Here is a 20,817-nt window from a genome sequence, read left to right as displayed (position 1 = left end):
GAATGGTAAAGATCGATCCATGAAAGACCGACCGGCCGAATAAACTTTTCGTCAGGGTTACCGATCGGTTTGGAAAGACGGTTTGCAAATGGTAAAGCCGGAATCATGACCGGAGAACGACGCGGATCCCGGAGAATGAAGCGGACATGAGCACGACTGGCATCATCATCGGCGAGGACGGCAGGAGCCGCTGCCACTGGCACGCCAACCTGCCGGACTATCTCAAGTATCACGACGAGGAATGGGGCCGCCCCGTCACGGACGATATTCGCCTGTTCGAGAAGATCTGCCTTGAAGGTTTCCAATCCGGTCTTTCCTGGCTGACCATCCTGCGCAAGCGGGAGAATTTCCGCGCCGCCTTCGCCGGCTTCGATTTCGAGAAGGTTGCCCTCTTCGGTGAGAAGGATGTGGCCCGCTGCCTGGCTGATGCCGGCATTATCCGTCATCGCGGCAAGATCGTTTCCACGATCAACAACGCCGGGCGCGCCATCGAGCTTCGGGACGAATTCGGCTCGCTCGCCCGTTATTTCTGGCGCTACGAACCCGGCCACAATGAGCGGCCTGTTGTGGTCGACCGTGAGCACATCGTCGCCAATCCGACGACGCCGACATCGGTGGTCATTTCGAAGGATCTGAAGAAACGCGGCTGGACCTTTGTCGGCCCGACCACAGTTTATGCCTTCATGCAGGCGATGGGCCTCGTCAACGATCATCTGGAGGGCTGCTTCTGTCGGCCCGAGGTGGAGGCGATGCGCGCCGTCCTGGTTCGACCATGAAAGATCTGTCCGTGAAAATATCGATCGCCGCCCTTGCCCTGTTGTTCTTGCCGGCCTTTGCCGCGGCGCAGACGCCGCAGCTCGATCCCGGTGAGAAACTGGAGAAGCTGCAGTTTCCGGCCGTCACCATGCAGCTCAAGGGATGGACGAAATTCGGCAGCGGCCACGTCTACACGCTGCCGGTGCGCGCCGGTCAGCACGTGAAGATCGATTTTTCCACCAAGAGCAAGTTCGCCTTCCTGGCGATCTTCGACCTGTCGAAACCCGACGACGAAGCTTTCTTCGGCACCGATGAGGACGGCATGAGCTTTCAGACGACGGTGAAGGAAAACACCACCTGGCTGCTGCGTCCCTACTACTCCAAGGTCTCGCCGCGCCGCGGCCTCGGGGCCCCCTTCAGCATCCTCATCGAGCCGCTGACCGCCGCCCCGCAGCATCCGCCGGCTGAGCCGGACTCGCCCTCGCTGTTTCCGAAGGCGCCTCCCAAGGCGAAATGAGGCTGGCTTAATGCGTGTCGCCTGGGCCCGCTATGCGAGCCCATCGATCAGCTCGCGCAATTCGCCGAGATGGCCAATCTTTCGGAAGCGCGGCGCTTCTCTCGGCTCGTCCACATGTTCCAGCACCCAGGTGAGTTCGTGCGGCACGAAAACGCCGTAACTGCCGGCTGCGATCGCCGGCACGATATCCGATTTCAGCGAATTGCCGACCATCATTGCCCGCTCCGGCCCGTCTCCGACCTTGGCGAAGATGCGGCGATAGGTGACGGCCGTCTTGTCGGATACGATCTCGACGGCATCGAAGAAGTCGCCGAGCCCGGATTGGGCAAGCTTGCGCTCCTGGTCGAAGAGATCGCCCTTGGTGATTACGACAAGCAGATATTTGCCGGCAAGCGCCTCCAACGTGTCGCGCGCATGCGGCATGATCTCGACCGGATGGCTGAGAAGGTCGCGGCCGGTATCGAGGATCTTGGCGATGACGCTCGCCGGCACTTTGCCCTCGGTGATCTCGATCGCCGTCTCGATCATCGACAGCGTGAAGCCCTTGATGCCGAAGCCGTAATGGCGAAGATTGCGTTTCTCGGCTTCCAGCAGCCGCTCGGAAATCTTCGGGCCTTCAGCGAAATCGGCAAGAAGCTCAGTAAAATAGGCCTCGGTCAGTCGGTAATGTTGTTCGTTCTGCCAAAGCGTGTCGTCGGCATCGAAGCCGATCGTCGTCAGTGCTCGCGTCGTCACATGCGCACCTCTTCAATTATGGCCGTCAATCTATCGGCCGCCTGTGTCGAGACAAGGGCTATGTCGAGACAAGGGCGTCAGCCTCCGATGCGACAAGGCTTGGCGTTGAAAAGCGTCGCCGTCGCACTACATCGAATGGGCCTCACCCAGCAGCCAGCCACGGCTGTGCCTGTCGCGCGCAGGCCAATAATCAAAAGATGAAGTTCTTCCGTTCGCAAGTCCCTCTTGCGGCAGACACAAAGGATTTTTTCGACCATGCGTTACAATCAACTCGGAAATACCGGACTTTTCGTCTCGGAAATCTGCCTGGGCACGATGACCTTCGGCGACGCCAAAGAAGGTAGCATGTGGGGCGCCATCGCCGATGTCGACCAGAATGCCGCCGACCGGATCGTCGAGCGCTCGCTGGCAGCAGGCGTCAATTTCATCGACACGGCCGATGTCTATTCATCCGGCGAATCCGAAAGGCTGCTCGGCCAGGCGCTGAAGAACCTGGATGTGCCGCGCAAGGACGTCGTCATCGCCACCAAGGTCTATGGCATCATGGGCGACAAGCCGAACGACCGCGGCGCCTCGCGCGGCCATATCATGGATTCGGTCGAGGCGAGCCTCAAGCGCCTGCAGACCGATCATATCGACCTCTATCAGATCCACGCGACCGATACGGTGACGCCGATCGAGGAAACGCTGCGCGCCTTCGACGATCTCGTTTCGCGCGGCCTCGTTCGTTATATCGGTGTTTCCAACTGGCAGGCCTGGCGTATTTCCAAGGCGCTCGGTGTCTCCGAACGCCGCGGCTTTGCCCGTTTCGAGACGGTGCAGGCCTATTATTCCATCGCCGGCCGCGATCTCGAACGGGACATCGTGCCGATGATGCAGGAGGAAAAGCTCGGCCTGATGGTTTGGTCGCCGCTCGCCGGCGGCCTGCTCTCCGGCAAATATGGTCCGGGCGCGCCTGGCAATGGCGAAGGCCGCCGCGCCAGTTTCGATTTCCCGCCGGTCGACAGGGACAGGGCTTGGGCCTGCGTCGCCGTCATGCGCGAGATCGCCGAGAAGCATGGTGTCGGCGTCGCGACCGTCGCGCTCGCCTATATCCTCGCCAAGCCTTTCGTCACCTCGGTCATCATCGGCGCCAAGCGTGTCGATCAGCTCGACCAGAACCTTGCCGCCGTCCGGCTGAAACTCGACGAAGGTGATATGCAGAGGCTCGACGAGGTGAGCGCACTTGCCCCAGAATATCCGGGCTGGATGCTGTCGCGACAAGGCGCCGGTCGCCGCCCGGCCGACTTCGAGCCGAAGGACTGACCTCACCACTCTAAGGTCCGGGGAACGCCTGTCCTATCGGGCGTTCCCCTTCAGCAACGGCTGACTACTTGCCGTGGGCCTTCAACCAGGCGTTCATTTCCGCGATCTCGGCCTCCTGCGCCTTGATCACCGCTTCGGCGAGCTTGCGGATTTCGGGATCCTTGCCGTATTGGAGCTCGACCTTGGCCATGTCGATCGCGCCCTGATGGTGCGGAATCATGCCGTGGACGAAATCGACGTCGGCGTCGCCGCTATACTTGATCATCATATTCTTGTGCATTTTGTCGTTCGCCTCGCTGAAGGCGTGGCTGGCCGCGTCGTGGTTGCCCATTGGCTCGCTCATATCCATGGGCTTGTCTTCGGCGAAAGCGGGTGCGGCAAAAGCGGCAAGCATGGCGGTAAGGGCGATGATTTTCAAAGACATGAGAGTTCCTTCCTCTGTCTGACAATAGAGTTCCCGGGCAGCCGAAGCCGCCCATCTGCATGGAAAATGCGGGTATCAGACCAGTCGGGGAGGCGGTGCCTGTGGAGCAGGCCTGTTGTCATCAAGGGCGCGGGCAAGCGGCGGCGCCGGATAGCCGAAATTGGATTTTCCGCCCGCCACGGTCATCACTGCCGCCGGCAGCATAAGACAGGCGGCGCAAAGCGGCATATGCGCGAAGTTTCCGCTGGCGCAAGGGTCTTTCAAGGAACCGGCCTTGCCTGCTTCTTTCGGCATCGGCATGCCAGCCATTTCATGGTGCATGCTGCCGCCGGCGGCCGGCGCATTCATCGACGCGCATGTCGGACAGCCAGCCCATGCGGACATGGCGCCGTAGACCAGCCAGCCGAGAAACATTGTGATGAGGGCGATCATGCGCATGGTGTTTCATATAGGTGAATGCCTGCTGCACGCCAAGTGCTGCCCGACGGCCCCATCCGGATCACCAGCCGGCAATGACCTTGTGTTCGATCCGGTAATTCCTGCTCTCTTCGCCGAGCGGAGCGACCGGCCATGTCCAGATCGCTTTCGCCGGCGGCGGGGTGACGCCGTGCAGCAGGTCGGCCTCCTCATGTGTTTTGCCGTTGCGGTCGATGACGGCATAGGCGATGTCGGTCACGAGGCAATGCCGGCAGGAAAGTCCCGAAAGGCCGCTGAGATGCGCAGCGACCAGCCTCTCCACAGTGTCTTCCGGCATTCGACCGGCCGCCTCGGCCTCATGGCGTCGCTTCACGCCGCGGCCGATCTGGGACAAGAGATTGGCGGAAACCACGAAATCGAGATAGGGCACGCCACGCAGGAAGGCGAGCGGTTCGGGCTCCTGACCGGCGGCGAAATCGTCGTAGCCGGAGAGATCGCGCTCGATCAGCCGGACGTTGCGATAGCCCTTGGCCGCAAGCCACAGCCGCACCGAGGCGAGATGAATGAGATCGACGAGCACGACGGTGTCGAAATCGCGTGCCAGCTCATCGATCGGCACATCCCGCAACAGGCCGGAGCCGAGCACGACGGCGGTCCGCCTCTGCCTGAGGCCGGCCGCTGCTGCACGGATTGCGTTGCGGCTCTTCTCTTCGTGGTCGGCCCAATCCCCGGCGCAACGTCCGGCCCGCGACCAGAGATTGACGGAATTGCGGATGAACTTCCGATGGCGCTTGCCGGTCAGTGGCAATGTCGCGGCATAGAGGAGCGCCTCGGTGATCATGATCATATCCGCATTCTGAACAATGCCTCATCGTTCAATCGATTCTGGCAGCGCCATCAAGGCCCTCCGCCCTTGCCGCTCCCCGCCCAATCCGCTAGGACACCGCCACTGTCACAGTCAGCGGAATTCCCGGAAATGAACGACAAGCAGAAGAAACCGCAAAAGCTCAAGGCCCGCCTGCCGCGCGGCTTCGTCGACCGGACGGCCGACGATATCCGCGCCGTCAACGAGATGACGGCAAAGATCCGGGAAGTCTATGAGCATTATGGTTTCGATCCTGTCGAAACGCCGCTGTTCGAATATACCGATGCGCTCGGCAAGTTCCTGCCCGATAGCGACCGGCCGAACGAGGGCGTCTTCTCGCTGCAGGACGACGACGAGCAATGGATGTCGCTGCGTTACGACCTGACGGCGCCGCTTGCCCGCCATGTCGCTGAAAATTTCAACGAGATCCAGCTGCCCTACCGCACCTATCGCGCCGGCTACGTCTTCCGCAACGAGAAGCCGGGCCCCGGCCGTTTCCGCCAGTTCATGCAGTTTGACGCCGATACCGTCGGCGCGCCTGGCGTTCAGGCCGATGCCGAAATGTGCATGATGATGGCCGATACGCTCGAAGCCCTCGGCATCAAGCGCGGTGACTATGTCATCCGCGTCAACAACCGCAAGGTTCTGGATGGGGTCTTGGAGGCGATCGGCCTCGGCGGCGGCGACAAGGCCGGCCAGCGCCTCAACGTGCTGCGCGCCATCGACAAGCTCGACAAGTTCGGCCCGGAAGGCGTCTCGCTACTCCTCGGTCCCGGCCGCAAGGATGAATCCGGCGATTTCACCAAGGGCGCCGGGCTCAACCAGGAACAGATCGACAAGGTTCTGTTCTTCGTCGGCATCAAGGATTACGTCGAAAGCGCCGCACGCCTCGCCGGACTCGTCGCCGGAACGTCGAAGGGCGGCGAAGGCGTCGAGGAGCTGAATTTCATCGGTGCGCTCGTCACGAGCGCCGGCTACGGCTCCGATCGAATCAAGATCGACCCTTCCGTCGTGCGCGGCCTCGAATATTATACCGGCCCGGTCTATGAGGCCGAGCTTCTCTTCGACGTCACCAACGAGAAGGGCGACAAGGTCGTTTTCGGCTCGGTCGGCGGCGGTGGTCGTTATGACGGCCTCGTCTCCCGCTTCATGGGCCAGCCGGTTCCGGCAACCGGCTTTTCGATCGGCGTCTCCAGGCTGATGACGGCGCTGAAGAACCTCGGCAAGCTTGGCGCCAGCGAAGTGATCGAGCCGGTGCTGGTCACCGTCATGGACGGCGATGTCGAGGCGATGGGCCGCTACCAGAAGATGACGCAGCAATTGCGCGCCGCCGGTATTCGCGCCGAGATGTTCCAGGGCAACTGGAAGAAATTTGGCAACCAGCTGAAATATGCCGACCGCCGCGGCTGCCCCATCGCCATCATCCAGGGCGGCGACGAGCGCGCTGAAGGCGTCGTGCAGATCAAGGATCTGATCGAGGGCAAGCGCCTTTCCGGCGAGATCGAGGACAATGCCAGCTGGCGCGAAGCCCGCGTGGCGCAGGAGACGGTTATGGAAGCCGATCTCGTCGCCAAGGTGAGGGAAATCCTTGCCGCGCAGGCGGAGGATCGAAAGAGGGCTGGCGGTGATGTCTGAGACATATACGTGCCTTCCGGCACGCCCTTCGCCTGTTGTTCGGAGCGCAGCATGCCCCTGATCAACCTCCCGGAATTCTCCAACGACCTGCTTGCCGAATTCGCTTCGCGAAATTCCGAGCGCATCGATACGCCGGTCATACAGCCGGCCGAGCCGTTCCTCGATATCGCCGGCGAGGATCTTCGCCGCCGTATCTTCATGACGGAAAGCGAAACCGGCGCCAGCCTCTGCCTGCGTCCCGAATTCACCATTCCCGTCTGTCTGCGCCACATCGAGACGGCAACCGGCACGCCGAAGCGTTACGCCTACCTCGGCGAAGTCTTCCGCCAGCGCCGCGAAGGCGCCAATGAATTCTACCAGGCCGGCATCGAGGATCTCGGCGACATCAACATACCGGGCGCCGATGCCCGCGCCATTGGTGACGCCACAGGCATTCTCGCCCGCCTGCTGCCGGGCCGGCGCTTAGCCGTGACGTTGGGCGATCAGGCGGTGTTCGAAGCGGTCGTTCAGGCGCTCGGCCTGCCGCTCGGCTGGCAGAAGCGCCTGATCCACGCTTTCGGCAATATGACGCAGCTGGAAGCCTTGCTGGCAAGCCTCGCCAGCCCGCAATTCGTCACCGGTCTTGACGTCGATATCGCCAGGCTTGTTGTGTCAGGTGACGAGCAGGCGCTGGTCGCCCATATCGAGCACGAGATGCAGGCGACCGGTTATTCCTCAAATGCCAGCCGCTCGCCGCTGGAGATCGCCCGGCGGCTCAAGGAAAAGCTCATCCTGTCCGAGACGCGTCTCGACGATGCGGCCTTCCATGTGCTGCAAGAGTTCCTGTCTCTGCACGTGCCGCTCGTCAATGCGTCCGCAGCACTTGCCGGCTTTGCCGACGCTGCCGGCCTGAAGCTCGGCAATGCGCTGTCGCGCTTCAACGGCCGCGTCGCCGCCCTTGCCGATGCCGGCGTCGACCTGTCCTGCCTGGATTACCGCGCCGCTTTCGGGCGTCCGCTCGATTATTACTCCGGCCTCGTCTTCGAGGTGACGGTGGAAGGCTCGAGCGCGGTCCTGGCCGGCGGCGGCCGCTTCGACCGGCTGTTGACCTTCCTCGGCGCGACGGACCGCATTCCGGCCGTCGGCTTCTCCTTCTGGCTCGACCGCATCGAAACCGAAAGGGCAGCCGCATGACGATCACCATCGCGCTTCCCTCCAAGGGCCGGATGAAGGACGACGCTTCGGCGATCTTCGAGCGGGCCGGCCTGCCGATCTCGGCGGTTGGCAACGACCGCTCCTATCGCGGCCGCGTCGAAGGCTGGGACGATATCGAGATCACCTTCCTGTCGGCGTCGGAAATCTCCCGCGAGCTCGGCAACGGCACCGTCGATTTCGGCGTCACCGGCGAGGATCTGATGCGGGAAGGCTTTGCCGAGGCCGACAAGCGCGTCGAATTCTGCGCCCGGCTCGGCTTCGGCCATGCCGATGTCGTCGTCGCGGTGCCCGAGATTTGGCTCGATGTCGACAGCATGGCCGATCTCGGCGATGTCGCCGCCGATTTCCGCGCCCGCCACGGTCGACGCCTTGCCATCGCCACCAAGTATTGGCGCCTGACCCAGCAGTTCTTTTCGAGCCAGCACGGCATTCAGCTTTATCGCATCGTCGAAAGCCTGGGCGCGACCGAAGGCGCTCCCGCCTCCGGCTCGGCCGATATCATCGTCGATATCACTTCCACCGGCTCGACGCTGCGCGCCAATCATCTGAAGGTGCTCCAGGACGGCATCATCCTGCATTCAGAGGCTTGCCTCGTGCGCGCCCGCAAGGAGAGCCATGCGGGCGAGCCGGCGGTGCAGGCGATCATCGAGGCGGTGCGCGCCGCCCTCTGATCCCGGTCATCAAGGCATAAAATAACCCGCCGTCGGATGACGGCGGGTTTTGCATTTTTGGGAGGATATCAACTGCTATCAGGCGGCTGCGTAGGCACCGCGGCGGGCGTCGAGCGAGTAGGCGCCGGCGCCATTGGTTGCGAGCATGATATAGGCGCCGGCGAGCGTGATGTTCTTCAGGAAGTTGACGAAGTTCAGGCCGTTAATCCAGCCGTTGGCGGCGGCCGGGAAATCGGGAACGTTGACTGGCGCAAGATGGAAGACCACGCCGGTGAAGACGCAGAAGACGGCAAGCAGCCAGCCGACGATGCGGACCTGGAAACCGACGAGCACGGCAATGCCGGTTGCGAGTTCGAAGAGACCGGCGAGATAGGTGAGCGCGGTGGAGGCCGGAAGGCCGGCGCCGGCGATCATGCCGGCAGTGGAAGCCGGATCGGTGACCTTGCCGAAGCCGGCAAAGATGAACATGAAGGAAAGAAGGATCCGGGCGATCAGGATGATGACATTGTTGGCGTTCGACATGGACATTGTCTCCGTTTGAATGGCTCTGGAGATCTTGGTGCCCCGGCACCTGTTGGACCTCTGATGCGTTCTATGTCGCCTTTTTCTGCCGTTATGGAAAGATAAACGGAAGCAGACGCTTCGTTCAATAATATGGAACGATGCCGTCGCTTGCCTTTCTGGAGCATCGTCTTCTATGGTCGCCGCCAAACATGGAGTCCCCTATGGCAGATCTTTCCGCATTTCCGATCACCACGCGCTGGCCGGCGAAAAATCCCGATATCATCCAGCTCTATTCCCTGCAGACGCCGAACGGGGTGAAGGTATCGGTCGCCCTCGAAGAACTTGGGCTCCCCTATGAGCCGCATTATATTTCCTTTGCCGCAAACGAGCAGAAGTCGCCGGAATTCGAATCCCTGAACCCGAACGGCCGCATTCCGGCGATCATCGATCCGGACGGGCCTGGGGGAAAGCCGATCGGCCTGTTCGAATCCGGCGCCATCCTGCTCTACCTCGCCGAAAAGACCGGCAAGCTCATCCCCGCCGATGCCGCCGGCCGCTATGAATGCATCCAGTGGGTGTTTTTCCAGATGGCCGGAATAGGTCCGATGCTCGGCCAGTTCGGCCATTTCCACAAATTCGCCGCCGACAAGGTCGCCAATAATTCCTATCCGGTGGAGCGTTACCGCGATGAATCCAAACGCCTGCTCGGCGTGCTCGAAGGCCGGTTGCAGGGCCGTCAGTGGATCATGGGCGATCAATATACGATCGCCGACATCACCACCTTCACCTGGGTCCGCGGCGCCGACATCTTCTATGGCGGCCGTGAGATTCTCGACTATGCGAAATTCCCCGCAGTCTCCGATTGGCTGGAGCGCTGCATCGCCCGCCCGGCAAGCGCCAGAGGCCTCAACATTCCGGTCAAACCGGAGTAACGGACGATCCGCCGGAAAATGCAAAAGGCCGCCCTGAGGCCCAGCCACTAAGGGGGTATTACTCAAGCTGGAGATTTCGGACACTCAACGCGGCTTCGATTGCCTCTCTCTCCCGGGGAGTGAACGTCAGCTTTTGCAAGAACCCGCATCGCCCGAACTTCGCGATCGCCGCAGATGTGGAGGTTCGGCGCGGTAGTCCGACTGGAAACCGGCAAACCCCGTATCAAGGACGCGATCCGCTTCGGCTGACGACCGCAATCCCGGCGGCATTCGGTCGGAGTCAGGCTTTTTTGACGCCGGCTTCCACAAATCGCAGATGGCGATGACTCTTTTCACCTCCTTGAAGCGTCGTTGTTGCGACCGTCGTCGAACGGTCGAAACCAACCCGACTAAGGACTGAGAAATGGATCTGGAAGGAAAGCGAATCGTGGTCGTCGGCGGGAGCCGCGGCTTGGGGAGTGGGCTCGCCGAGGCATTCGTTGCTCGCGCGGCCGAAGTCACCGTGGTCGCCCGAGACGCGACGGCTGAGCAGCGGCCGGCTAAGCAACCGGCCGTCACCGCCATATCCGCCGATGCGACCGATGCCGACGCGGCGTGGCGGATCATGGAGCAGACGCGACCTGATGTTGTCATCATGAATGCCGGTGCGAAACCGTCCATGGAACGGATCGACCGCATTGGCTGGGAGGCATTCACGACCAACTGGAATGTGGACGTCAAGGCCGCGCTGCATTGGGTACAGGCTGCCCTGACTTTGCCAATGGCGCCGGGCGGGCTCGTCGTCCTGGTCTCCAGCGGAGCCGCCGTGCAGGGGTCGCCGCTATCGGGAGGTTATGCCGGCGCCAAGCGCGCGCAGTGGTTCATTGCAAAATATGCCGAAGACTTGTCGGCCGAACTCGGCCTGGGCTTGCGGTTCCGGGTCATCGTTCCCCGGCAGATGTTCGTTGGAACTGGTGTGGGCGATACCGGAATTGGGGCCTATGCTGCGAAGGCGGGTCGGACATTTGCCGAGCAGGCCGCCACCTGGCCGGACATGACGCCGCGGACTTTCGGTGATACGGTCGCCGAACTGATCGGCGATTCCGGCCTCGCCGAGGCCATGGTCTATGCCGTGCGTGGTGATACGGGTGTGACGGTCATCGAATGACGAAAGACCCAGCTCTCGGGGCCGAAGAGAGGAAAACTCTGCTCGAAGACCTGGCCAGGGAAGCGGACGCGCTTCGCCCCCAACTGCATCGTTATGCTGCTCGTCTGGTGGGTTCGGTGATCGACGGCGAGGACGTGATTCAGGACGCGTTTGTCAGGGTATTTGCGACGGCCGGCTCGATCCCACCGGGCACGCGGCTGCGACCGTGGCTGTTTCGCATCGTCCACAATCGAGCCATAGATGCCCTGCGCCAGCGCAGTACGCGCCGGTCGGAGCCGCTTGAGATGGCCTTTGATCTGGCCGATATCAGCGCCGTCGGCCCGGAGGACGCGCTGATCCGGCGGGACACGGTGAGTATCGCCCTGGGTCATTTTGCAGAATTGCCGGTGCCGCAACGCAGCGCGGTGATCCTCAAGGATGTGCTGGGAGAGTCGCTTGCGGATATCGCAGCGCTGCTGGAACTGAGTGTCGATGCCGTCAAGGCCCATCTGTCGCGCGGTAGGACGCGATTGCGCGCGATCTCCGACGTGCGGTCTGAGGTCGCGCCGTCGCCAAGTCCCGAGGCCCAGAACTTTGCAGCGCTCTTCAACGCCCAAGATTGGGACGCGCTGCGTCGCTTGCTGGCCGATGACGTTCGGCTTCGCCAGGCGCGACGGCCGGAAATCTCGGGTGCCGCCGACGTCGGTCGGTTCTTCACCTACTATGCCCAATATCCGCCGGTCAGGCTCGAACCGGCCTGGCTGGAAGGCCGGGAAATATTGCTGGTATCGGCCGAACCGTCGGGCGGTCCTTCCTATTTCATGCTGCTCGAATGGCGCGGGCAAAAGATAAGCCTGATCCGCGACCATCGCTACGCGACCTATGTCATGGATGGTGCTGATGTCATGCCGGCCGCATCGCGGTGACCGATACTGGTCGAGACGAGCTTTCTCGCGGCCCGCTATGCGCCGAATACCAAATCAGAAGCCAATGCCCGAAAGCCTGCCACGTGAAGTTAGGTTCACGCGATAGGCTTAGGGAACCGCAAATTTAGCGATTCCACGTTTTACGTTAGTGGCTGAGCCCGGAGGCGGCCTTTATCTCGCGTCGCCGGTCTTCACTGCCAGCTTGTGATCTGGGTTGCGTCTTGCAGCTTGAAGCGCGGAAAGATGAAGACGCCGGCCATGCGGCCGCTGTATTTCTCCTCGAGCCCGCTCGACTCCCCCATGCAGAACAGCGGCTGACGGAAACCGTTCCGCGTGATGATCGTCGTCGAAAAACAGAAAGAGGAGCAGTGCGTCGCCGCCTGCTCGAACAGCTCCAGCACGTGGCTGCGATCCTTGGTATCGTAGCAGCGGATCAGGTTCAGCAGGCCGCATTCATCGGCGGAGATGCCGTGCAGCATCGCGCTCCATTTGCCGAGACGGATCAGGCCGGTCGAAAAATCTCCGGTCCAGCTTTCGGAAACTGACAGCTGAGCAAGCATCTGGTGATTTTGATGATTGTCGTTCAGGGAGCCGGTCATCAAGGGCACGGCTGCATTGGCTTTGGCGATCTTAAACAAGGCGTTCCCCAGTTCGGATGCGGCTCCGACGCCGCACGCTCGGCAAACACAAAGAAACAGGATCATGGGACAGGGGCATAATGCCCGCGCCTACACCGGCGATCGTTACGGCCGTTCGAGTCTCCGGACCGGATCCTCTCGAGTACGCAACTATGGCATCGCCTTCTCGCGCTCGTCTGATGGCGAAAATCATCGCCGGGCGCGCATCAATTGCAGCGCGGATTTATAGGAGCTTTTGCACAAACGGCAACGGCTTTTTAAGGGCTGTTCGGATCGGCATCAGTTGCGGGAAATGTCGGCATCCCCGCGTCTTCGGCCAGAAGTGATCAGTTTCAGCGCTTTTCGACCCGTTTCGCTGCGCTTGCGGGAGAAAGCCTGCCCCCCGTAAGCAATCTCCCGCGCATAGGAAATGAGCGGCGACATAAGCCTGACGAAAGCTTCGCGAGCGCGGACGCACTGCGCAGCATAAAATAGCGCGCAACGGATCGAATCATTTTTGGCGAAAAGAAAAGGGCGACCCGAGGGCCGCCCTTCCTGTTCCGGATGTGCCGGAATGGATTTCAGTGACGGCTTTCGCCTATCACATCATGTCCATACCGCCAGTTCAGCGCGCTTTACGCGCTGAACCATTTTGAATGATGGGCGGTTTCATGGACGATGTTGTGACAGGCCGGAGGCCTATCACATCATGTCCATACCGCCCATGCCGCCCATGCCGCCCGGCATAGCCGGAGCGTCCTTCTTCGGCAGCTCGGCGATCATGGCTTCGGTGGTGATCAGCAGCGATGCGACGGAAGCGGCATCCTGCAGGGCGGTGCGAACGACCTTGACAGGGTCGATGATGCCCATGCCGATCATGTCGCCATATTCGCCGGTCTGGGCGTTGTAGCCGTAGTTGTCCTGATCCTTGTCGAGGATCTTGCCAACGACGATCGAAGCTTCGTCACCAGCGTTCTCAGCGATCTGGCGGGCCGGAGCCTGCAGAGCGCGACGAACTATGTTGATGCCGGCTTCCTGGTCGTCGTTGACGCCCTTGGCGGAGATCTTGACGGAAGAACGGAGCAGGGCAACGCCGCCGCCCGGTACGATGCCTTCCTGAACGGCAGCGCGCGTCGCGTTGAGGGCGTCGTCGATGCGGTCCTTCTTCTCCTTGACTTCGACTTCGGTCGAGCCCCCGACGCGGATGACGGCAACGCCACCAGCGAGCTTGGCAAGGCGTTCCTGCAGCTTCTCGCGGTCGTAGTCGGAGGTGGTTTCTTCGATCTGCGCCTTGATCTGGGCAACACGGCCTTCGATGTCGGACTTGGCGCCCGAACCGTCGACGATCGTGGTGTTTTCCTTGGAGATCGAAACCTTCTTGGCACGGCCGAGCATGTCGAGCGTGACGCTTTCGAGCTTGATGCCGAGGTCCTCGGAGATGACGGTGCCGCCGGTCAGGATGGCGATGTCTTCGAGCATGGCCTTGCGGCGGTCGCCGAAGCCAGGCGCCTTGACGGCAGCAATCTTCAGGCCGCCGCGCAGCTTGTTGACGACGAGCGTTGCAAGGGCTTCGCCTTCGACGTCTTCAGCGATGATGAGGAGCGGCTTGCCGGTCTGGACGACGGCTTCGAGAACCGGGAGCATCGACTGCAGGTTCGAGAGCTTCTTCTCGTGGAGGAGAATGAAGACGTCTTCGAGGTCGGCGACCATCTTTTCCGGGTTGGTGACGAAGTAGGGGCTGAGATAGCCGCGGTCGAACTGCATGCCTTCGACGACTTCGAGTTCGGTTTCGGCGGTCTTGGCTTCTTCAACCGTGATGACGCCTTCGTTGCCGACCTTCTGCATGGCTTCGGCAATGTCGAGACCGACCTGACGTTCGCCGTTTGCGGAGATCGTGCCGACTTGGGCGACTTCCTCCGAAGTGTTGATCTTCTTGGCCTTGGCCTGGAGATCCTTGACGACTTCAGCAACGGCGAGATCGATGCCGCGCTTCAGGTCCATCGGGTTCATGCCGGCGGCAACGGCCTTGGCGCCTTCGCGAACGATCGCCTGGGCAAGAACGGTTGCAGTCGTGGTGCCGTCGCCGGCGATGTCGTTGGTCTTCGAAGCGACTTCGCGGACCATCTGGGCGCCCATGTTTTCGAACTTGTCTTCGAGTTCGATTTCCTTGGCGACGGAAACGCCGTCCTTGGTGATGCGCGGAGCGCCGAACGACTTGTCGATGATGACGTTACGACCCTTCGGGCCGAGCGTGACCTTCACTGCATCGGCGAGAATGTCGACGCCGCGCAGCATCTTTTCGCGCGCGGTGCGGCCAAACTTGATTTCTTTAGCTGCCATGTTTGTGACTCCTGAATTCGATTTGTTCGGGCGAAACGCCCGTCAGCCATTTCGGGAAAGCGGATCGGCCGATCAGCCGATGATGCCCATGATGTCGGCTTCCTTCATGATCAGAAGGTCTTCGCCGTTGATCTTGACTTCAGTGCCGGACCACTTGCCGAACAGAACGCGGTCGCCAGCCTTGACGTCGAGAGCCACGACCTTGCCGGACTCGTCACGTGCGCCGGAGCCGACGGCGACGATTTCGCCTTCCTGCGGCTTTTCCTTGGCGGTGTCGGGAATGATGATGCCGCCCTTGGTCTTCTCTTCGGACTCGACGCGACGAACGACGACGCGGTCGTGAAGCGGACGGAAATTGGTGCTTGCCATTGTCTAATCCCTCGATCGAATGACATTCGCGGACCGGAGCGGTCCACATGGATAAGTGTTAGCACTCCTCTAAGGTGAGTGCTAGCGCTCGAGCATTTAGGGATGGCTCCGAGAGGAGTCAATGAGAGCAATCACGAATTTTTGTGCCGGAATTGTGAAGAGGCGGTGAATTATCGGAGATTGTCATTGAAATGTTCTCTAACCGTTGCGTTCGGCAACGTCGCCCGACCTTGCCGTTCGCTCTGGCCGGGATTGCCGGCGCTCTTGTCTGCCAAGGTGAAGAAAATGCCTTGCCATCGCCTTGCGCCTTTGCAATGTCACCGGTGACTGAAGCAAATCGGGAAATCGGCATGGCCAGGCGGATAGAAAACTTCTCGCAGATATCGGCGCATTACGACGTGGTGCTCTGCGACGTCTGGGGGGTGGTTCACAACGGCGTCGATCCGTTTCCGAAGGCCGCCGCCGCCCTTCAAGCCGCGCGTGAGAGCGGCGTCGCCGTCGTCCTCATCACCAATTCGCCGCGCCTTTCCTGGCAGGTGGTTGAGCAGTTGCGCCATATCGGAGTCCCCGACAGCGCCTATGACCGGATCGTCACCTCGGGCGACGTCACTCGCGGGCTGATTTCAGAAGGGCCGAAGACGGTCTTTCTGCTCGGCCCCGAGCGCGACAAGGCGCTTCTCGAAGGCATTGGCGTCGAACGTCGGCCGGCGGGCGAAGCGCAATCGCTCGTCTGCACCGGCTTTTTCGACGACGAGACGGAGAAGCCCGAGGATTACACCGACATGCTTCTGGATTTTCAGGCACGCGACGTGCCGATGATCTGCGCCAATCCCGACCTCGTCGTCGAACGTGGCCATCGCATCATCCCCTGCGCCGGCGCCATGGCCGCCTATTACGAGCAATTAGGCGGCAAAACCCGCATTGCCGGCAAGCCGCACCAGCCGATCTACGAAGCGACGCTTGCGGCCGCCCGCGAGCTTCGCGGCGATTTTTCCATTGACCGCGTGCTGGCGATCGGAGACGGCATGCCGACGGATGTGCGCGGCGCCTTGAATTTCGGTCTCGATCTTCTCTACATCAGCGGCGGTATTCACGCGAAGGAATACACCTTGAACGGCGAGACCGACGAAGCGATCCTCAACGCCTATCTCGATCGGGAGAAGGCGGCGCCGAAGTGGTGGATGCCGCGTCTTGCATGAAGAGAAGCCAGCCGATGACCGTCTTCCACCGCAATGAAACCCGCGAACCCTTGCCCGCCCATCTCAAGGGCGGGGTGATCGCCATCGGCAATTTCGACGGCGTGCATCGCGGCCATCAGTCGGTGCTGAACCGTGCGCTCGAAATCGCCAAGGCGCGCGGCATTCCTGCCCTGGTGCTGACCTTCGAGCCGCATCCGCGCACGGTGTTCCGGCCGCAGACACCGGTCTTCCGTCTGACGCCCGCGCCGCTCAAGGCCCGCATCCTGGAAACCCTTGGTTTCAATGCGGTCATCGAATATCCCTTCGACTATGAATTTTCGCAGCGCTCGGCCGACGATTTCATCCATTCGATCCTGAAGGATTGGCTCGGCGCCTCCGAGGTCGTCACCGGCTTCGATTTCCATTTCGGTCGCGGTCGCGAAGGTGGTCCTGCCTTTCTGATGAATGCCGGCCAGACCTATGGTTTCGGCGTCACTCTGATCGATGCCTTCCGCGACGAGAACGCCGACGTCGTCTCTTCGAGCCACATCCGGGCGCTCCTGAAGGACGGCAATGTCAGCGAAGCGGCCGGCATGCTGGGCTACCGCTACACTGTCGAAGCCGAGGTGATCGACGGCGAAAAGCTCGGCCGCCAGCTCGGTTTTCCCACCGCCAACATGCGCCTGCCGCCCGAGGCCGAACTCGCCGCCGGCATCTACGCCGTCCGCTTCCGCCGCCAGGACGGAATGCTCCACGATGCCGTCGCCAGCTATGGCCGCCGGCCGACCGTCACGGAAAACGGCGCGCCGCTGCTCGAAACCTATCTCTTCGATTTCAGCGGCGATCTCTACGGCCAGCGCTGCGCCGTCTCCTTCTTCGGCTATATCAGGCCCGAGCTGAAATTCGACGGCCTCGATGTGCTCGTCGCCCAGATCAAACGCGACGAGGAGGAGGCGAGGGCGCTGCTGGCGGGCGTCGTGCCGCTCGGCGAACTTGATCGGAAACTGTGTTTCGCCTGAGTTCGTCACGGCTCGGGATATTCCGCATGGTGGAATCGGCCCTGACCTGGGTTGCCAGGCCTGCGATTTCTTCTCTTCCTTTTCCCGGCAAAAACGCCTATGAACCGGCGCTATGACGAAATTTCGGCTGGCGACCACGATACGAATTATCGGCCCGGCCTTCCGCGCGCGCTAAGCGGCCGGGAGGTCCGGGTTTTTGGCGCTTGCGAGCAGGCGCTTCCGCCGCCACCTATTTTCACGTCCGTTGCGCCCCTCCCTGGGCCGCCAAAAACGATTGTCGAACATGACCGAAACCGCCGAAAAGATCGATTACTCGAAGACCCTCTATTTGCCCGAAACCGATTTCCCGATGCGCGCCGGTCTGCCGCAGAAGGAGCCGGAGCTCGTTGCCCGCTGGCAGCAGATGGATCTCTACAAGAAACTGCGCGCCTCCGCCGCCGGCCGCGAGAAATTCGTCCTGCACGACGGCCCGCCCTACGCCAATGGCAACATCCATATCGGCCATGCGCTGAACAAGATCCTCAAGGACGTCATCAACCGTTCGTTCCAGATGCGCGGCTATGACGCCAACTACGTGCCCGGCTGGGATTGCCACGGCCTGCCGATCGAATGGAAGATCGAGGAGGAGAACTATCGCGCCAAGGGCAAGGCCAAGCCCGACCTGAGCGAGCCGGCGGCGATGATCGGGTTCCGCCGCGAGTGCCGCGCCTATGCCGAGAAGTGGATCAAGGTCCAGGGCGACGAGTTCCAGCGCCTCGGCATCGTCGGCGACTTCGAAAACCCGTATCTGACGATGAACTTCCATGCGGAAAGCCGTATCGCCGGTGAACTGCTGAAGATCGCCGCAAGCGGCCAGCTCTACCGCGGCTCCAAGCCGATCATGTGGTCGGTCGTCGAGCGCACCGCGCTTGCCGAAGCCGAGGTCGAATACCACGATTATGAAAGCGACACGATCTGGGTGAAGTTCCCGGTCGCGAAGGGCTCGGAGAGCCTCAAGGATGCCTTCGTCGTCATCTGGACGACCACGCCCTGGACGATCCCCGGCAACCGCGCGATCGCCTATTCCTCACGTGTCGCCTACGGCCTTTACGAAGTCACGGCCGCCGAGAACGATTTCGGCCCGCGCCCGGGTGAAAGGTTGATCTTCGCCGACAAGCTGGCTGAAGAATCTTTTGCCAAGGCAAAGCTGCAGTACAAGCGTCTCGCCGACGTCACGGCTGCCGATCTCGCCGGCATCACCTGCGCGCATCCGCTTAGAGGCCTCGACGGCGGTTACGAGTTCGAAGTCCCGCTGCTCGAGGGCGATCATGTCACTGACGATGCCGGTACCGGTTTCGTGCACACGGCGCCGAGCCACGGCCGCGAAGACTTTGACGTCTGGATGGCGCATGCCCGTGAGATCGAGGCGCGCGGCATCGAGACCAAGATCCCGTTTCCGGTCGACGACGGCGGCTTCTACACGGCCGATGCCCCCGGTCTGGAAGGCGCACGCGTGATCGACGACAACGGCAAGAAGGGCGATGCCAATGATCGCGTCATCAAGGCGCTGATCGATCGGAACGCGCTCTTTGCCCGCGGCCGTCTGAAGCACCAATATCCGCATTCCTGGCGCTCCAAAAAACCGGTGATCTTCCGCAACACGCCGCAGTGGTTCGTCTATATGGACAAGACGCTGTCGGATGGGACGACGCTGCGCAATCGGGCGCTGAGCGCGATCGATGACACCCGCTTCGTGCCGGCCGCTGGCCAGAACCGTCTGCGCGCGATGATCGAGCAGCGCCCGGACTGGGTGCTTTCCCGTCAAAGAGCGTGGGGCGTGCCGATCTGCGTCTTCGTGAATGAGCAGGGCGAAGTCCTGAAGGACGAGGCCGTCAACCAGCGCATCCTCAATGCCTTCGACGCAGAGGGCGCAGACGCCTGGTTCGCGGAAGGCGCCAAGGAGCGCTTCCTCGGCAACGAGCATGATCCGGCCAAGTGGACGCAGGTCATGGATATCCTCGACGTCTGGTTCGACTCCGGCTCGACGCACACCTTCACACTGGAAGACCGCCCCGACCTGAAATGGCCGGCCGACCTTTATCTCGAAGGGTCTGATCAGCATCGCGGCTGGTTCCATTCCTCGCTCCTGGAATCGGCCGCCACCCGCGGCCGCGCGCCCTATAACGCCGTCCTCACCCATGGTTTCACCATGGACGAGAAGGGCGAGAAGATGTCGAAGTCGAAGGGCAACGTCACCGCCCCGCAGGAAGTGATGAAGGATGCCGGCGCCGATATCCTGCGTCTCTGGGTGATGACCTCGGACTATGCCGATGATCTCCGCGTCGGCAAGACGATCATCCAGACCAATGTCGACGCCTATCGCAAACTGCGCAACACCATCCGCTGGATGCTCGGCACGCTCGCCCACGACAAGGGCGAGGTCATTGCGCTTGCCGATCTGCCGGAGCTGGAGCAACTGATGCTGCACCGTCTCTCCGAGCTCGACCAACTCGTGCGCGAGAACTATGATGCCTTCGACTTCAAGAAGATCGCCCGCGCATTGATCGACTTTGCCAATGTCGAGCTCTCGGCCTTCTACTTCGACGTTCGCAAGGATGCGCTCTATTGCGATGCGCCCTCCAGCCTTCGCCGCCGCTCGGCGCTTTATGTCATCCGCATGATTTTCGATTGCGTGGTGACCTGGCTTGCGCCGATGCTGCCCTTCACCATGGAAGAGGCATGGCTCTCGCGCAATCCCTCGGCCATCTCGGTGCATCTGGAGCAGTTCGCTCCGGTCGCAAAGGAATGGCGCAACGATGCGTTGGCCGAGAAGTGGAGAAAGATCCGCGCAATCCGCAGCGTCGTGACCGGCGCGCTCGAAATCGAGCGCAAGGACAAGCGCATCGGTTCCTCGCTCGAGGCGGCTCCGGTCGTGCATGTCGCCGACGCGGCGCTTTGCAAGGCGCTCGAGGGCCAGGACTTCAGCGAAGTCTGCATCACCTCTGGCATCACGATCAAGACGGATGCCGGCCCGGCTGACGCTTTCCGTCTTGCCGAGGTGCCTGATGTTGCCGTCGTGCCGAGGCTTGCCGAAGGCGTCAAATGCGCGCGTTCCTGGCGCATCACCACCGATGTCGGTTCCGATCCGGAGTATCCCGACGTCTCGGCGCGCGACGCCGCCGCATTGCGCGAACTCGGCATCCGCGCCTGAAGATATTTGCCGGGTGAATTGCCTTCGAGGCGTTCATCCGGTAAAAGCTGCCTGAAAATGGCCGGATTTTTGCGTCAGGGGACGGTTGTCCGGTAGG

The 20,817-nt window shown here is 61.6% G+C and carries 20 protein-coding genes; 12 read left to right on the top strand and 8 right to left on the bottom strand.

Annotation, left to right across the window (positions count from 1 at the left end; genetic code table 11):
• The first annotated feature begins 146 nt into the window (after window positions 1-146).
• Both HJC04_RS17260 and HJC04_RS17255 read left to right on the top strand, forming a co-directional pair.
• Complete coding sequence (locus tag HJC04_RS17260) at window positions 147-776, top strand: DNA-3-methyladenine glycosylase I (RefSeq protein ID WP_210629052.1); 630 nt, start codon at window positions 147-149, stop codon at window positions 774-776.
• Window positions 773-1,273, top strand: coding sequence for a hypothetical protein (locus HJC04_RS17255; protein ID WP_210629051.1), 501 nt, complete (start codon window positions 773-775; stop codon window positions 1,271-1,273). Before HJC04_RS17260 ends, HJC04_RS17255 begins: the two co-directional genes overlap by 4 nt.
• 30 nt (window positions 1,274-1,303) lie before the next feature.
• Here HJC04_RS17255 and HJC04_RS17250 read toward each other — a convergent pair whose 3' ends face one another.
• Window positions 1,304-2,008 carry an HAD family hydrolase gene (locus HJC04_RS17250; protein WP_210629050.1) on the bottom strand — a complete coding sequence of 235 codons (705 nt, stop codon included), beginning with the start codon at window positions 2,006-2,008 and terminating at the stop codon, window positions 1,304-1,306.
• A 255-nt stretch (window positions 2,009-2,263) separates the two neighbouring features.
• On the opposite strand from HJC04_RS17250, the gene HJC04_RS17245 reads away from it, so the two are divergent.
• Entirely contained in the window at window positions 2,264-3,313 is a 1,050-nt protein-coding gene (locus HJC04_RS17245; protein WP_210629049.1) for an aldo/keto reductase, read from the top strand.
• Between the two features lie 64 nt (window positions 3,314-3,377).
• Here the strand turns inward: HJC04_RS17245 and HJC04_RS17240 are convergent, their stop codons facing one another.
• From HJC04_RS17240 to HJC04_RS17230, 3 genes are all read right to left on the bottom strand, one after another.
• A complete protein-coding gene (locus HJC04_RS17240; protein WP_210629048.1) occupies window positions 3,378-3,737 on the bottom strand; it encodes a DUF305 domain-containing protein in 360 nt (119 codons plus the stop codon).
• Window positions 3,738-3,812: 75 nt separating this feature from the next.
• Window positions 3,813-4,175, bottom strand: a complete 363-nt coding sequence (locus HJC04_RS17235; protein ID WP_221146708.1) for a hypothetical protein — start codon at window positions 4,173-4,175, stop codon at window positions 3,813-3,815.
• A 61-nt stretch (window positions 4,176-4,236) separates the two neighbouring features.
• Entirely contained in the window at window positions 4,237-5,001 is a 765-nt protein-coding gene (locus HJC04_RS17230; protein WP_221146707.1) for a hypothetical protein, read from the bottom strand.
• A gap of 129 nt (window positions 5,002-5,130) precedes the next feature.
• On the opposite strand from HJC04_RS17230, the gene hisS reads away from it, so the two are divergent.
• The 3 genes from hisS to hisG are packed head-to-tail and all read left to right on the top strand — an operon-like array spanning window position 5,131 to window position 8,519.
• Entirely contained in the window at window positions 5,131-6,654 is a 1,524-nt protein-coding gene (gene hisS, locus HJC04_RS17225; RefSeq protein ID WP_221146706.1) for a histidine--tRNA ligase, read from the top strand.
• Window positions 6,655-6,705: 51 nt separating this feature from the next.
• A complete protein-coding gene (locus HJC04_RS17220) occupies window positions 6,706-7,827 on the top strand; it encodes an ATP phosphoribosyltransferase regulatory subunit (protein WP_221146705.1) in 1,122 nt (373 codons plus the stop codon).
• The gene (gene hisG / locus HJC04_RS17215) at window positions 7,824-8,519 is read left to right on the top strand and encodes an ATP phosphoribosyltransferase (protein ID WP_210629043.1); all 696 of its coding nucleotides are present in this window, start codon (window positions 7,824-7,826) and stop codon (window positions 8,517-8,519) included. The genes HJC04_RS17220 and hisG overlap by 4 nt, the downstream gene beginning before the upstream one ends.
• Before the next feature lie 78 nt (window positions 8,520-8,597).
• On the opposite strand, the gene HJC04_RS17210 is transcribed toward hisG, so the two are convergent.
• Window positions 8,598-9,041 carry a DoxX family protein gene (locus HJC04_RS17210; RefSeq protein ID WP_210629042.1) on the bottom strand — a complete coding sequence of 148 codons (444 nt, stop codon included), beginning with the start codon at window positions 9,039-9,041 and terminating at the stop codon, window positions 8,598-8,600.
• A gap of 203 nt (window positions 9,042-9,244) precedes the next feature.
• Here HJC04_RS17210 and HJC04_RS17205 point away from each other — a divergent pair, with 203 nt between their 5' ends.
• From HJC04_RS17205 to HJC04_RS17195, 3 genes are all read left to right on the top strand, one after another.
• The gene (locus HJC04_RS17205; protein WP_210629041.1) at window positions 9,245-9,955 is read left to right on the top strand and encodes a glutathione binding-like protein; all 711 of its coding nucleotides are present in this window, start codon (window positions 9,245-9,247) and stop codon (window positions 9,953-9,955) included.
• A gap of 403 nt (window positions 9,956-10,358) precedes the next feature.
• Window positions 10,359-11,102, top strand: a complete 744-nt coding sequence (locus HJC04_RS17200) for an SDR family NAD(P)-dependent oxidoreductase (protein WP_221146704.1) — start codon at window positions 10,359-10,361, stop codon at window positions 11,100-11,102.
• A complete protein-coding gene (locus HJC04_RS17195) occupies window positions 11,099-12,007 on the top strand; it encodes a sigma-70 family RNA polymerase sigma factor (RefSeq protein ID WP_221146703.1) in 909 nt (302 codons plus the stop codon). The genes HJC04_RS17200 and HJC04_RS17195 overlap by 4 nt, the downstream gene beginning before the upstream one ends.
• A 191-nt stretch (window positions 12,008-12,198) precedes the next feature.
• Here HJC04_RS17195 and HJC04_RS17190 read toward each other — a convergent pair whose 3' ends face one another.
• The 3 genes from HJC04_RS17190 to groES form a co-directional block, all read right to left on the bottom strand.
• Entirely contained in the window at window positions 12,199-12,645 is a 447-nt protein-coding gene (locus HJC04_RS17190; RefSeq protein WP_210629039.1) for a hypothetical protein, read from the bottom strand.
• Window positions 12,646-13,326: 681 nt separating this feature from the next.
• Entirely contained in the window at window positions 13,327-14,964 is a 1,638-nt protein-coding gene (gene groL, locus HJC04_RS17185) for a chaperonin GroEL (protein WP_088396568.1), read from the bottom strand.
• A 72-nt stretch (window positions 14,965-15,036) separates the two neighbouring features.
• Window positions 15,037-15,333, bottom strand: coding sequence for a co-chaperone GroES (groES, locus tag HJC04_RS17180; RefSeq protein WP_004675403.1), 297 nt, complete (start codon window positions 15,331-15,333; stop codon window positions 15,037-15,039).
• Window positions 15,334-15,683: 350 nt separating this feature from the next.
• On the opposite strand from groES, the gene HJC04_RS17175 reads away from it, so the two are divergent.
• From HJC04_RS17175 to ileS, 3 genes are all read left to right on the top strand, one after another.
• A complete protein-coding gene (locus HJC04_RS17175; protein WP_210629038.1) occupies window positions 15,684-16,532 on the top strand; it encodes a TIGR01459 family HAD-type hydrolase in 849 nt (282 codons plus the stop codon).
• A 14-nt stretch (window positions 16,533-16,546) separates the two neighbouring features.
• Entirely contained in the window at window positions 16,547-17,530 is a 984-nt protein-coding gene (locus HJC04_RS17170; protein WP_221146751.1) for a bifunctional riboflavin kinase/FAD synthetase, read from the top strand.
• A gap of 283 nt (window positions 17,531-17,813) precedes the next feature.
• A complete protein-coding gene (ileS, locus tag HJC04_RS17165; RefSeq protein ID WP_210629037.1) occupies window positions 17,814-20,720 on the top strand; it encodes an isoleucine--tRNA ligase in 2,907 nt (968 codons plus the stop codon).
• Window positions 20,721-20,817: the final 97 nt, after the last annotated feature.

Origin of the sequence: Rhizobium sp. NLR8a, from assembly GCF_019685235.1 — a bacterium.
Taxonomy (GTDB): Bacteria; Pseudomonadota; Alphaproteobacteria; order Rhizobiales; family Rhizobiaceae; genus Rhizobium.
Note: the sequence above shows the minus strand (reverse complement) of the source record. Positions and strands in the feature narration are given on the sequence as shown.